Raw genomic sequence first — 12,846 nt, 5'->3', positions numbered from 1 at the left:
AGAGCGCTTATGCGCCACCGGGTGTAGCACCGCCAAAGCGACGCTCTCGTTGTGCAAACGCATTCAGTGCACCTTCAAAAACGTGTTCATCAAAATCAGGCCAGAGAGTATCGGTGAACCAAAACTCTGCATAGGCCACTTGCCACAGCAGGAAGTTACTGATGCGATGCTCTCCCCCGGTCCTTATTACCAGATCTACAGGTGCCATGTCATTCAGGCAGAGGTGCATTCCCAGAGTGTCTTCTTCGATCTGATCCGGACGAAGAAGCCCTTCCTGCACCTGCTCTGCAATTTTTCTAACGCCGTGGATAATATCCCAACGTCCGCCATAATTCGCGGCAATGTTGAGCGTTAGTCCATTATTTTGTTGCGTCATCTCTTCAGCACGGCGAATACACCCTTGTAATCGGCGATTAAACCGACTGATATCTCCGATAATTTTCAGCCGGACATTATGCTTATGCAAACTCTTCACTTCGCTGTCGAGCGCCCAGACGAACAGCTCCATCAACGCCAGCACTTCCTGCTGTGGGCGATTCCAGTTTTCACTGCTAAAGGCATAAAGCGTGAGCGCATCCAGCTTGCGACTGACGGCAAAGCTGACGGCACGACGAACGGATTTCACTCCCGCTTTATGACCAGAAATGCGCAGCTTGCCCTGGTTTTTAGCCCAGCGGCCATTGCCATCCATAATGATGGCCACATGGCGGGGGCCTGCCCCCTGCGGGTCATCGGTTTTTAATTGATTTTCGGACGACATAACGCGTAATAATTCCTTGACTCAGAATTCAACGGCTTCTGAAATATCTCACCCGGCTGGCGCAAAAAAAGCTGCGAATGCATAGGCGTTGTCCGCTTAACCACGTCATTAGCCCTGAACGGTGGGGCAAGACTATACCATCTCCGCCCAGCGCTCACAAATGGCGGCGAGTTAGCTCACGCCGCCATGACCAGCCGCAAAGCGTGGCAATAAAGCACGCGCAGCTGCTCTGGCTTCGCCGTCAATGGCAATCACCGCATCGACGCTGCGCGGTTCCTGACAGGACAACGTCTCCAGCACCGCAATATTCAGCGCAGCGATATCGGTAAAGCGGATTTCTGACGCCAGAAACGCCGCTACCGCAATCTCATTCGCCGCATTTAACGTGGTTGTCGCCGCCTGTCCGGCTTTGCTGGCGTCAATCGCCAACTTCAGACAGGGATAACGTGCGTAGTCAGGCTCTGCGAAAGTCAACGCCGACATCCGTGTAAAATCAAGTGGTTGTACACCTGAACTGACGCGGTGTGGCCAGGCCATAGCATGAGCGATTGGCGTACGCATATCCGGCGAACCAAGCTGGGCGATCACGCTGCCATCACGGTAACGCACCATTGAATGGATCACCGACTGCGGATGCAAAATCACTTCCATCTGCGCATCGGTGGCATTAAACAGCCAGCGGGCTTCGATATATTCCAGGCCTTTATTCATCATGGTGGCCGAATCGACGGAGATTTTACGCCCCATTGACCAGTTCGGATGCGCGCATGCCTGGTCTGGCGTCATATGACGCAATTCAGCCAACGGCGTGTCACGAAAAGGGCCACCAGACCCCGTGAGAATAATGCTTTCAATACCATTATTCTCCAGAGAAGCGTACCCTAACTGCTGCTGGAGGGAAGCAGGCAAACTCTGAAAAATCGCGTTGTGCTCGCTGTCTATCGGTAACAGCTGGGCCTGCGAAGCGCTTACCGCCTCCATAAACAGGCGGCCGCAGGTGACCAGCGATTCTTTATTCGCCAGCAGCACCTGTTTTCCGGCACGGATGGCGGCCAGGGTAGGTAATAATCCTGCCGCGCCGACGATCGCCGCCATCACCTGGTCGACATCATCCAGCGCGGTCAGATCGCCAGCAGCCTGCTCACCGCTTAATACCTCGGTGGCAACATTGAGATCGTTGAGACGCAGCCGCAGTTCATTCGCCGCTCGCTCATCCGACATCGCGGCATATGCCGGGCGGAACTCCAGGCATTGCCTGGTCATCATTTCAACGTTGCGCCCGGCAACCAGCGCCTTGACGGCGAACCGCTGTGGGTTAGCGCGCACCACGGCAAGCGTACTGGTGCCGATTGAACCGGTCGAGCCAAGGATGGTCAGTTGCTTCATGCGTTTGCTCAGTATAATGACCCGGCACGGGCGCCCCACAAAAAGCGTGACGGGCGGCGGTCGGGCAAGTTAACAAATGCAAAACGCCGTCAGACTGCCCCTTCATACGAACGGCATTCTGTACGGCGTTTGGGCGGATAGTGACGAACTCAGAAGTCCATCAGCTCCGTTTCTTTATCTGCCAGAGAGGCATCCATTTTCTTGATAAAGATGTCAGTCATCTTCTGCACATCTTCCTGTGCGCGACGGTCGTCGTCTTCACTGATTTCTTTATCTTTCAGCAGCGCTTTCAGTTTGTCGTTAGCATCACGGCGCACGTTACGCACGGAGACACGACCCTGCTCGGCTTCGCCGCGCACCACTTTAATCAGGTCTTTACGACGTTCTTCGGTCAACGCTGGCAGCGGAACGCGAATATCGCTACCGGCTGAACTTGGGTTCAGGCCGAGATCCGAAGTCATAATCGCTTTCTCAACGGCGGCACCGATCGAGCGATCGAAGACGTTAATTTTCAGCGTGCGCGAGTCTTCCACGGTGACGCTGGCCAGCAGACGCAGCGGCGTAGCAGAACCATAGTAATCAACCATGATGCCGTCGAGAATACTCGGTGATGCGCGACCGGTACGGATCTTGCTGATGTGGTTTTTGAATGCTTCTACGCATTTTTCCATGCGCGTTTCTGCATCTTTTTTGATGTCATTAATCACGTTGAAACCCTTGGATTCTGTTTGATCCACCAGCCTCTGCCAGGCAGAAGCCGTTCAAATGCAAATTACTCATTGATAATTCTGACAGGCAGAATATACCTTATTCTAACCGCAGACGGATACTAATGCGCGATCAGCGTACCTTCTTTTTCGCCCATTACCACGCGGCGCAGCGCGCCAGGCTTGTTCATATTGAACACGCGAATAGGCAGAGAATGGTCACGCGCGAGGGTAAAGGCCGCCAGATCCATCACTTTTAACTCTTTATCCAGCACTTCAGCGTAGGTCAGGCGCTCGTGCAGGACGGCATCCGGGTTGCTCACCGGATCGGCAGAATAAACCCCATCTACTTTGGTGGCCTTCAGTACCACGTCGGCTTCGATTTCGATACCGCGCAGACAGGCTGCGGAGTCAGTGGTAAAGAACGGGTTACCGGTACCGGCGGAGAAGATCACCACGCGGTTATTACGCAGCAGGCTGATCGCCTCTGCCCAGCTGTAGTTGTCGCAAACGCCGTTAAGTGGAATAGCGGACATCAGGCGGGCGTTGACATAAGCACGATGCAGCGCATCACGCATGGCCAGGCCATTCATCACCGTTGCCAGCATGCCCATATGGTCGCCGACAACGCGATTCATACCCGCTTTCGCCAAACCAGCGCCGCGAAACAGATTACCACCACCGATCACCACACCCACCTGAATGCCCAGCTCTACCAGCTCTTTCACTTCCTGAGCCATACGATCCAGCACGCTGGCATCGATACCGAAACCTTCAGCACCTTGCAGTGCTTCACCGCTCAGTTTCAGCAGGATACGTTGATATACGGGTTTTGCATTGGTCGCCATGGTTATTTTCCTGGAAGATATCGTCGAAAAGGGGTGTTAACTGCGTGCGGTATTATCCTAAAAGCAGTAAAGAAATACTATTGGGATGAGACTGAAAATGCGCTGCCGGAAGGCAGACAAAAAAGAACCGCCGTTTGGCGGTTCTTGTCGGACCATTAAGACTGCTTGGACATAGCAGCGACTTCCGCCGCGAAATCTGTCTCAGCTTTCTCGATGCCTTCGCCCACTTCAAAGCGGATGAAGCTGGTCACGTCTGCGTTTTTCTCTTTCAGCAACTGACCCACGGTCTTGGCTGGGTCAATAACAAAAGGCTGACCGGTCAGAGACACTTCACCGGTGAATTTCTTCATGCGGCCTTCAACCATTTTTTCAGCGATTTCTTTTGGCTTGCCGGACTGCATGGCGATATCCAGCTGAACCTGGTACTCTTTTTCTACCACTTCAGCAGACACGTCTTCTGGCTTAACGAATTCTGGCTTGCTGGCTGCTACGTGCATAGCCAGCTGCTTAACCAGCTCTTCATCCGCTGCGGTAGCGGAGATCAGCACGCCGATACGTGCGCCGTGCAGGTAGCTGCCCAGCACGTCGCCTTCCAGGGAAGCCACGCGGCGAATATTGATGTTCTCACCAATTTTCGCGACCAGCGCAACGCGCTCTTCTTCGAACTGCGCTTTCAGCACGTCAACGTCAGTGATTTTGCCTGCAACGGCCGCATCCAGCACTTTGTCAGCAAAGGCCTGGAAACCGGCATCTTTAGCCACGAAGTCAGTCTGGCAGTTCACTTCCAGAATCACGCCGTAGTTGCCTTCAATGCGGGTTTTGATCACGCCGTCAGCCGCTACGTTGCCTGCTTTTTTCGCCGCTTTGATCGCGCCAGATTTACGCATGTTTTCAATCGCCAGCTCGATGTCGCCGTTGGCTTCGGTCAGTGCTTTCTTACAATCCATCATGCCTGCGCCAGTACGCTCGCGCAGTTCTTTTACCAGAGCAGCGGTAATGTCAGCCATTCTCTAATCCTCGGTTAGCTTGCATCTGCCAGTCATACCCACAGGCGTTAACCACAAATGTCGGTCTTGGGAGAAACATTCTGCCCCGCCGATTATCACAACCGGCAAAGCGAAGTCGAAAAAATAAAGGGGCCAATTCAGGCCCCTTCGTTACAGATTGATATCTGATTGATAAGGGGCTCTTTATCAGAGCAAGCCTTATTACTCAGCGTCAGCGTAGATTTCTTCAGCCTGCTGAGCCAGATCTTTAGAGCAACCTTTACGTATAGCGGCAGACACTATACTCAGGTACAGCCTAATCGCACGGATCGCATCGTCATTACCCGGGATAATGTAGTCAACGCCGTCTGGATCTGAGTTGGTATCAACGATTGCAAACACCGGGATACCCAGGTTGTTTGCTTCTTTGATAGCGATGTGTTCGTGATCGGCATCGATAACAAACAGTGCATCCGGCAGGCCGCCCATGTCTTTGATACCACCCAGGCTGTTTTCCAGCTTGGCAAGTTCACGAGCGCGCATCAGCGCTTCTTTCTTGGTCAGCTTGTCGAAAGTGCCATCCTGAGACTGAATTGCCAGATCTTTCAAACGCTTGATTGACTGACGAACGGTTTTCCAGTTAGTCAGCATGCCACCCAACCAGCGGTGATTAACGTAGAACTGGTCGCAGCTCAAAGCGTACTCTTTTACCGCTTCGCTTGCAGCGCGCTTGGTACCAACAAACAGGATCTTGCCTTCACGGGAAGAAATTTCTTCCAGCTCATCCGAGGCTGTTTCGAACATTGGCTGCGTTATATCAAGGTTGATGATGTGAACTTTGTTACGAACGCAGTAGATGTATGGCTTCATTTTCGGGTTCCAGAAACGGGTCTGGTGACCAAAGTGTGCACCGGCCTGGACCAGATCACGCGTGGAAATTAAATCAGTTGCCATGATTACCTCTATAGATAGTTTGGGGTTAAGCCTCCACGCATCCCATACAACCGACCCGTCGGTTCTCTCGAACCAGCAAGGCACCCCGGCGTAGGTGTCGATACGTGTGTGTTATTTACACATAGTGAGAGTTATGCGTTTCTCTGCGACAATAAAATTCAACGTACAAAGAATCGTCGGCGCGCTTTATACCACAAAGCCGGCATTGAAGCCAACTGTTGTTACTTTTGCAGCCCGTCGTCCCCTGCGAGGCTGCTCAGAGATCAAACTCCAATTGGCAGCGTCCTGGTGGACTGCTACCATTGCCCGACTCTCATTATTATTGTCGAAAATGACGACAAATGCGGACCGAATGAATGGCAATTTCAATAAAAACTCCTGAAGAAATCGAAAAAATGCGTGTGGCCGGTCGCCTGGCCGCCGAAGTTCTTGAGATGATTGCAGAACACGTCGTACCCGGCGTCAGCACCGCAGAACTGGACCGCCTGTGTCACGATCACATCGTGAACAGGCAGCACGCGGTTTCCGCCTGTCTCGGCTATCACGGCTTCCCGAAATCCGTCTGCATCTCGGTCAACGAAGTGGTGTGCCACGGCATCCCGAGTGACGATAAAATCCTTAAGGATGGTGATATAGTTAACATCGACGTCACGGTGATCAAAGATGACTATCACGGCGATACCTCCACCATGTTTATCGTCGGCAAACCAACCATTCAGGGCGAGCGCCTGTGCCGTGTGACGCAGGACAGCCTGTATCTTGCCCTGCGCATGGTCAAACCGGGCATCCGCCTGCGTACCCTGGGCCGCGAGATTCAGAAGTTTGTTGAAGCACAGGACTTCTCCGTGGTACGCGAGTACTGCGGCCACGGCATCGGCAAGGGCTTCCATGAAGAGCCTCAGGTGCTGCACTACGATGCCGATGATGGCGGCGTGGTGTTACAGCCGGGTATGGCATTTACCATTGAGCCAATGGTCAACGCCGGCGATTACCGCATCCGCAGCATGAAAGATGGCTGGACGGTAAAAACCAAAGACCGTAGCTTGTCCGCGCAGTACGAACACACTATTGTGGTCACTGAAAACGGCTGCGAAATTATGACGCTGCGTAAAGATGACACCATTCCGGCCGTTCTGACGCACGAAGGCTAACTTTCCCGCAGCTGGCCTGATACGGATCGCGTCATATGTTCAGCAATCTCAAGCCGGCCGCCGCCGGCTTTTTTTATCTCTTCGGAGCGGTGAAATGAAGAAAGACGTGACGGACGTCAGCATCCTGAAAAAGCTGACAAAAGCCCCGCGACGCTGGGATGATGATGAGCTGAACCGCGATACGCTGCGGCAACACCTTGATACTTTCCAGCAGTACCTCGCCACCGCTTTCGACGCCGGGCAGGATGCGGAAAGCCTGATTGCAGCCCGCACCCTGTTTATTGACCGCCTGCTGCGCCGCCTGTGGCGTTTTTTTGCCTTCCCGGAAAAAGAGGGTATCGCCCTGGTGGCGGTCGGCGGCTACGGTCGTGGTGAGTTGCATCCGCTGTCTGATATAGATGTGCTGATCCTCAGCCGCCAACCGCTGTCCGACGATGATGCCCGGCGCACCAGTGAACTGCTGACGCTGATGTGGGATTTAAAGCTGGAGGTGGGCCACAGCGTACGCACGCTGGAAGAGTGCCTGCTTGAAGGGCTTTCCGATCTCACCGTGGCCACGAACCTGATCGAATCACGGATGCTGACCGGCGATTTGGCGCTGTTTCTTGAAATGCAGAAAAACGTGTTCAGCGACGGATTCTGGCCATCTGACCGCTTTTTCGCCGCCAAAATAGCCGAGCAGCAGGAACGCCACCAGCGCTACCACGGCACCAGCTACAATCTGGAGCCGGACATCAAAAGCAGCCCCGGCGGCCTGCGCGATATCCACACGCTGTTATGGGTAGCACGCCGTCACTTCGGTGCAACCTCAATGACTGAGATGGTCGGTTTCGGTTTTCTCACCGAAGCGGAGCGCAATGAGCTTAACGAGTGCCAGAGCTTCCTGTGGCGCATCCGTTTTGCCCTGCATCTTTCCCTGGCACGTTACGATAACCGTCTGCTGTTTGACCGCCAGCTCAACGTAGCCCGGCGCCTGAACTATCAGGGCGAAGGTAATGAACCGGTCGAACGCATGATGAAGGATTTCTTCCGCGTGACGCGCCGCGTGAGTGAACTGAATCAGATGCTGTTGCAGCTGTTTGACGAGGCGATCCTCGCACTGGGCGCTGACGAAAAGCCGCGTGCGGTAGATGACGAATTTCAGCTACGCAGTACGCTAATCGACCTGCGCGACGAAACGCTATTTACCCGCCAGCCGGAAGCGATCATGCGCATGTTCTATACCATGGTGCGCACGCCGCAAATCACCGGCATTTATTCGACTACCCTGCGCCATCTGCGCCATGCACGCCGTCATCTGAAACGGCCGCTCTGCACCATTGCTGAAGCTCGCGAGCTATTTATGGCGATTTTGCGTCATCCCGGAGCCGTCAGCCGCGCGCTGGTGCCGATGCATCGGCACAGCGTGCTGTGGGTCTATATGCCGCAATGGAGCAGTATCGTCGGCCAGATGCAGTTTGACCTGTTCCACGCCTACACCGTGGATGAACACACCATCCGCGTATTGCAGAAGCTGGAAAGTTTCGCCGATGAAAGCATCCGTCCACGTCATCCGCTGTGCGTGGAGCTGTGGCCGCGTCTGCCCCAGCCGGAGCTGCTGCTGATGGCGGCGCTGTTCCATGATATCGCCAAAGGGCGCGGGGGCGATCACTCGATCCTCGGCGCACAGGACGCGCTGGAGTTTGCCGAAATGCACGGCCTGAATTCGCGCGAAACGCAGCTGGTCGCCTGGCTGGTACGCCACCATTTGCTGATGTCGGTCACCGCGCAGCGCCGCGATATTCAGGACCCGACCGAGATCCAGCAGTTCGCGGAAGTGATGCAAAATGAAAACCGGCTGCGCTATCTGGTATGCCTGACGGTGGCGGATATCTGCGCTACCAATGAAACCCTGTGGAATAGCTGGAAACAGAGTCTGTTGCGCGAACTGTTCTTCGCCACCGAGAAACAGCTGCGTCGCGGTATGGAAAACAGCCCGGATCTGCGCGAGCGCGTGCGGCACCATCGCCTGCAGGCGCTGGCGCTGCTGCGCATGGATAATATCGACGAAGAGGCGCTGCACCGTATCTGGGGGCGCTGCCGCGCCGACTATTTCCTGCGCCACACGCCGAACCAGCTGGCCTGGCATGCGCGCCACCTGCTGGTTCACGATCATGATAAACCGCTGATCCTGGTCAGCCCGCTGGCCACACGCGGCGGCACCGAGATTTTTATCTGGAGCCAGGACAGGCCATATCTGTTTGCCGCCGTCGCCGGGGAGTTGGATCGGCGTAATCTCAGCGTCCACGACGCCCAGATTTTTACCAGCCGCGACGGCATGGCAATGGACACCTTTATCGTGCTGGAGCCGGACGGCAGCCCGCTGGCGACCGACCGTCATGAGGCAACGCGCCATGCGCTGGAACAGGCCATCTGTCAGACCGACTGGCAGCCACCCCGTACCCGCCGTCAGTCAGCGCGTCTGAAGCACTTTAATGTGGAAACGGCAGTGAACTTTCTACCCACTCATACCGACAGACGAACTTATCTGGAATTGATCGCGCTCGATCAGCCCGGTTTGCTGGCTCGCGTTGGCGAGGTCTTCGCCGATTTAAGCGTGTCACTGCACGGCGCACGCATCAGTACCATCGGTGAACGCGTCGAGGATTTGTTTATTCTCGCCAACAGCGAACGACGTGCGCTGAACACAGAATTGCGCGAAGTACTGCAACAACGGTTGACAGAAGCCCTGAATCCAAACGATAAAGTGTGACCCATATTCACTTTTTAACCGCGCCACCGCCGATTCCGCTCTGGTGGGATCGTATCTTTTCAACAGCGGTTGGCAAAAACCAGGAAGAGACTAACTATGCAACAGTTACAGAATGTTATTGAAGCGGCCTTCGAGCATCGGGCTGATATTACCCCGGCCAACGCCGATACGGCCACTCGTGACGCGGTCAATCAGGCTATCGCCCTGCTGGACAGCGGCGCTCTGCGCGTCGCCGAGAAGATCGACGGCCAGTGGGTCACCCACCAGTGGCTGAAGAAAGCGGTCCTGCTCTCTTTCCGCATCAATGACAATCAGGTAATTGAAGGTGCAGAGAGTCGTTTTTACGACAAGGTGCCGATGAAATTCGCTCATTACGATGAAGCGCGTTTCAAAAAAGAGGGATTCCGTGTGGTGCCACCAGCGGCAGTACGTCAGGGATCGTTTATTGCCCGTAACACCATACTGATGCCCTCGTACGTCAACATTGGCGCTTACGTCGATGAAGGCTCGATGGTCGATACCTGGGCCACCGTGGGTTCCTGTGCACAGATTGGTAAAAACGTTCACCTGTCCGGCGGCGTCGGCATCGGTGGCGTGCTGGAGCCATTACAGGCGAATCCAACCATCATTGAAGATAACTGTTTTATCGGAGCACGCTCTGAAATCGTTGAAGGCGTGATCGTGGAAGAAGGTTCAGTGATCTCGATGGGCGTCTATATCGGCCAGAGCACGAAAATCTACGATCGCGAAACCGGTGAAGTGCATTACGGCCGCGTTCCGGCTGGCTCGGTCGTGGTTTCCGGCAACCTGCCCTCAAAAGACGGCAGCTACAGCCTGTATTGCGCAGTGATTGTAAAAAAAGTGGACGCCAAAACGCTGAGTAAAACCGGCCTCAACGAACTACTGCGTACCATCGACTGATCCCGTCTGCGGGCCACCAGCGTGGCCCGTCTCCCTCTGTCACGCTAACTTTACAATCCTGCCTGCAACAACCTCTCTAACCCTGCGCAACGGGTGATGCTATTGTGCACAATCTGGTCCATAATCCGCGCCATTCTGCGCAACGCCGCTCTCCCCGATTCGTTTTTTTGCTTTTGAACCTATACTGACCTCAGTACAGGAAGACCGGGCTAAGCAAAGACCAGGCTCACCGCAGCCGGAACGTACACGCAGTACGTAAGGACAGCGAGCACAGTACAAACCCGTATTTGCCACACGCAGCCAAAACGACAATCTCCCGCATAAGGAACAGAACCATGTATGACAATTTGAAAGGGTTGGGCATTGCGTCACCTGAAGATATTGACCGTTACAGCCTGCGTCAGGAAGCCAGCCACGACATCCTGAAAATTTATTTCCGTAAGGACAAAGGCGAATTCTTCGCCAAAAGCGTGAAATTCAAATACCCACGCCAGCGCAAAACCGTGGTGGCAGATAACACCAGCCAGGGCTACAAAGAAGTGCAGGAAATCAGCCCGAATCTGCGCTATGTGATTGATGAGCTTGATCAGATTTGTCAGCAGGATCGCATTGAAGTCGATCTGAAACGCAAAATACTGGATGACCTGCATCATCTGCAAAGCGTGGTATCCAATAAGATCGCAGAAATTGAATCCGATCTGGAGAAACTGACCCGCAACGGCCGTTAATAGCAACGGACAAAAAACGGTGCCAGCTGGCACCGTTTTCTTATCTGTCTTAGGCAACCACCGATAACGGGTTTTCGCGCAGCGGCGATTACTGCATCAGCAGGTAGATCGAGCTGTCACCACGCTGAATACTCAATGCCAGCACCGACGGTTTACTGTCGAGGATTTTGCGCAGTTCACCCAGGTTAGTCACCGTATGTTGGTTAACGCCCAGAATAACATCATCTTTCTTCAGACCGATACGCGCCGCAGCAGAACCCGCTTTCAGATTGTCGACTTTAACGCCCTTCACCCCTTTGACATCGTAATTACTGAGGTCAGCCCCTTCAATACCGGTATAAATGGTGGCGGAGTCCACTTTCGCCGCGCTGCCCTGTTGCAACGCGAGGTTAACCGTTATCGGCTTCCCGTCGCGGATCAGGCCCAACTCCATTTTGGTGCCTACCGGCAGCGAACCCACCTGAGCGCGCAGCGCGGCAAAGCTGGAGATCGGCTTGTTATTGATCGAAACAATAACGTCACCCGCCTGAATTCCGGCCTGTGCCGCCGAAGACTTCGGCAACACCTGACTGACAAATGCGCCGCGTTGAGCATCGACTTTCATCGCTTTCGCCAGCTCGGAGTTCAGCTCGGTGCCGATGATGCCCAGCTCTCCGCGCCTGACCTGCCCGTACTCAACCATCTGAGCGCTCAGGTTTTTCACCATGTTCGATGGAATGGCGAAGCCAATACCGATATTGCCGCCGTCCGGAGCCAGAATCGCGGTGTTAATCCCGACCAGTTCACCGTTGAGATTGACCAGCGCGCCGCCGGAGTTGCCACGGTTAATCGCGGCGTCAGTCTGGATAAAGTTTTCGTAGTTTTCCACGTTCAGACCGCTACGCCCCAGGGCAGAAACAATCCCTGAAGTCACGGTTTCGCCCAAACCATAAGGGTTACCGATAGCCACGGTATAATCCCCCACGCGCAGATTGTCGCTGTCGGCGATCTTAATCGCGGTCAGATTCTTCGCTTCTTTCAGCTGGATCAATGCGATATCGGAACGGGGATCTTTGCCGATCACCTTCGCATCATATTTGCGACCATCGCTCAGCTGCACCTGAATTTTTGTTGCATTATCAACAACGTGATTGTTAGTGACCACATAACCTTTCACCGCGTCAATCACCACGCCGGAGCCAAGCGCCTGGAATTTCTGCTGCTGGCCATCAATACCGTTACCGCCGGGCGCGCCACCCTGGCACAGTGGCGATCCAAGGAAGGGAGAGCCCTCCTGGCAGAACGGTGAATTGCCACCAAAGAACTGCTGGAACTGCTGAAACTGTTGGGACTGCTGCGCCCTGCGCGGTGTCGTACCCTCCACGTTGATGCTGACGACTGAAGGCATTACCGTTTCCAGCATCGGCGCCAGGCTGGGTAATTGTTGGCTGCTTGTAGAGGACGAAGAGGCGGTTTCAGCCGCGCTGGCCGCTAAGGGGTTTAACGCCAGACCCAGGCTAAAAGCCAGTGCACTCAGAACTAACGTATTCTTTTTCATTGGGCGGATTCTCAAGTGATTCAACAAAGTAACAGTCAGGTCGGTTGTGAATAATGAGATTGATATTGTTGCGCTAAGTTCATGTTTCAAGATGAAGAATAAGTAAAAAAATATTG

At 54.3% G+C, this 12,846-nt stretch carries 11 protein-coding genes; 4 read left to right on the top strand and 7 right to left on the bottom strand.

The features are described 5' to 3' along the window. Positions 1–7: 7 nt before the first annotated feature. The 6 genes from ispU to rpsB form a co-directional block, all read right to left on the bottom strand. Positions 8–760, bottom strand: coding sequence for a (2E,6E)-farnesyl-diphosphate-specific ditrans,polycis-undecaprenyl-diphosphate synthase (gene ispU / locus EPYR_RS04480; protein ID WP_012667227.1), 753 nt, complete (start codon positions 758–760; stop codon positions 8–10). Between the two features lie 171 nt (positions 761–931). Beyond that, the gene (gene ispC / locus EPYR_RS04475; RefSeq protein WP_012667226.1) at positions 932–2,146 is read right to left on the bottom strand and encodes a 1-deoxy-D-xylulose-5-phosphate reductoisomerase; all 1,215 of its coding nucleotides are present in this window, start codon (positions 2,144–2,146) and stop codon (positions 932–934) included. 149 nt (positions 2,147–2,295) lie between these two features. Continuing rightward, complete coding sequence (gene frr / locus EPYR_RS04470) at positions 2,296–2,853, bottom strand: ribosome recycling factor (RefSeq protein WP_012667225.1); 558 nt, start codon at positions 2,851–2,853, stop codon at positions 2,296–2,298. A gap of 122 nt (positions 2,854–2,975) precedes the next feature. Continuing rightward, positions 2,976–3,701, bottom strand: coding sequence for a UMP kinase (pyrH, locus tag EPYR_RS04465; protein WP_012667224.1), 726 nt, complete (start codon positions 3,699–3,701; stop codon positions 2,976–2,978). A gap of 155 nt (positions 3,702–3,856) precedes the next feature. Next, a complete protein-coding gene (tsf, locus tag EPYR_RS04460; protein ID WP_012667223.1) occupies positions 3,857–4,708 on the bottom strand; it encodes a translation elongation factor Ts in 852 nt (283 codons plus the stop codon). A 201-nt stretch (positions 4,709–4,909) separates the two neighbouring features. Further along, positions 4,910–5,641: a 30S ribosomal protein S2 gene (gene rpsB / locus EPYR_RS04455; protein ID WP_012667222.1), complete on the bottom strand. Its 732-nt coding sequence runs from the start codon at positions 5,639–5,641 to the stop codon at positions 4,910–4,912. A 356-nt stretch (positions 5,642–5,997) separates the two neighbouring features. Here rpsB and map point away from each other — a divergent pair, with 356 nt between their 5' ends. The 4 genes from map to EPYR_RS04435 all read left to right on the top strand — a co-directional run bounded on the left by map (position 5,998) and on the right by EPYR_RS04435 (position 11,193). Then, on the top strand, positions 5,998–6,792 hold the full coding sequence (map, locus tag EPYR_RS04450; RefSeq protein WP_012667221.1) for a type I methionyl aminopeptidase: 795 nt from the start codon (positions 5,998–6,000) through the stop codon (positions 6,790–6,792). 94 nt (positions 6,793–6,886) lie between these two features. Next, positions 6,887–9,544, top strand: coding sequence for a bifunctional uridylyltransferase/uridylyl-removing protein GlnD (gene glnD / locus EPYR_RS04445; protein WP_012667220.1), 2,658 nt, complete (start codon positions 6,887–6,889; stop codon positions 9,542–9,544). Between the two features lie 96 nt (positions 9,545–9,640). After that, positions 9,641–10,465 (top strand): 2,3,4,5-tetrahydropyridine-2,6-dicarboxylate N-succinyltransferase, encoded by an 825-nt coding sequence (dapD, locus tag EPYR_RS04440; protein WP_012667219.1) that lies wholly within the window; start codon positions 9,641–9,643, stop codon positions 10,463–10,465. A 335-nt stretch (positions 10,466–10,800) separates the two neighbouring features. Beyond that, complete coding sequence (locus EPYR_RS04435) at positions 10,801–11,193, top strand: DUF3461 family protein (protein WP_012667218.1); 393 nt, start codon at positions 10,801–10,803, stop codon at positions 11,191–11,193. A gap of 88 nt (positions 11,194–11,281) precedes the next feature. Here the strand turns inward: EPYR_RS04435 and degP are convergent, their stop codons facing one another. After that, a complete protein-coding gene (gene degP, locus EPYR_RS04430) occupies positions 11,282–12,730 on the bottom strand; it encodes a serine endoprotease DegP (protein ID WP_012667217.1) in 1,449 nt (482 codons plus the stop codon). Positions 12,731–12,846: the final 116 nt, after the last annotated feature.

Origin of the sequence: Erwinia pyrifoliae DSM 12163 (assembly GCF_000026985.1) — a bacterium.
Classification (GTDB): domain Bacteria; phylum Pseudomonadota; class Gammaproteobacteria; order Enterobacterales; family Enterobacteriaceae; genus Erwinia; species Erwinia pyrifoliae.
This window is presented reverse-complemented; position numbering and strand designations above follow the sequence as displayed.

What these genes read in the sequence shown, in the direction of transcription:
- map (WP_012667221.1), top strand. Translation starts at nt 5,998, where the DNA reads ATGGCAATTTCAATAAAAACTCCTGAAGAAATCGAAAAAATGCGTGTG.
- ispU (WP_012667227.1), bottom strand. Translation starts at nt 760, where the DNA reads ATGTCGTCCGAAAATCAATTAAAAACCGATGACCCGCAGGGGGCAGGC.
- degP (WP_012667217.1), bottom strand. Translation starts at nt 12,730, where the DNA reads ATGAAAAAGAATACGTTAGTTCTGAGTGCACTGGCTTTTAGCCTGGGT.
- glnD (WP_012667220.1), top strand. Translation starts at nt 6,887, where the DNA reads ATGAAGAAAGACGTGACGGACGTCAGCATCCTGAAAAAGCTGACAAAA.
- ispC (WP_012667226.1), bottom strand. Translation starts at nt 2,146, where the DNA reads ATGAAGCAACTGACCATCCTTGGCTCGACCGGTTCAATCGGCACCAGT.
- pyrH (WP_012667224.1), bottom strand. Translation starts at nt 3,701, where the DNA reads ATGGCGACCAATGCAAAACCCGTATATCAACGTATCCTGCTGAAACTG.
- rpsB (WP_012667222.1), bottom strand. Translation starts at nt 5,641, where the DNA reads ATGGCAACTGATTTAATTTCCACGCGTGATCTGGTCCAGGCCGGTGCA.
- EPYR_RS04435 (WP_012667218.1), top strand. Translation starts at nt 10,801, where the DNA reads ATGTATGACAATTTGAAAGGGTTGGGCATTGCGTCACCTGAAGATATT.
- tsf (WP_012667223.1), bottom strand. Translation starts at nt 4,708, where the DNA reads ATGGCTGACATTACCGCTGCTCTGGTAAAAGAACTGCGCGAGCGTACT.
- dapD (WP_012667219.1), top strand. Translation starts at nt 9,641, where the DNA reads ATGCAACAGTTACAGAATGTTATTGAAGCGGCCTTCGAGCATCGGGCT.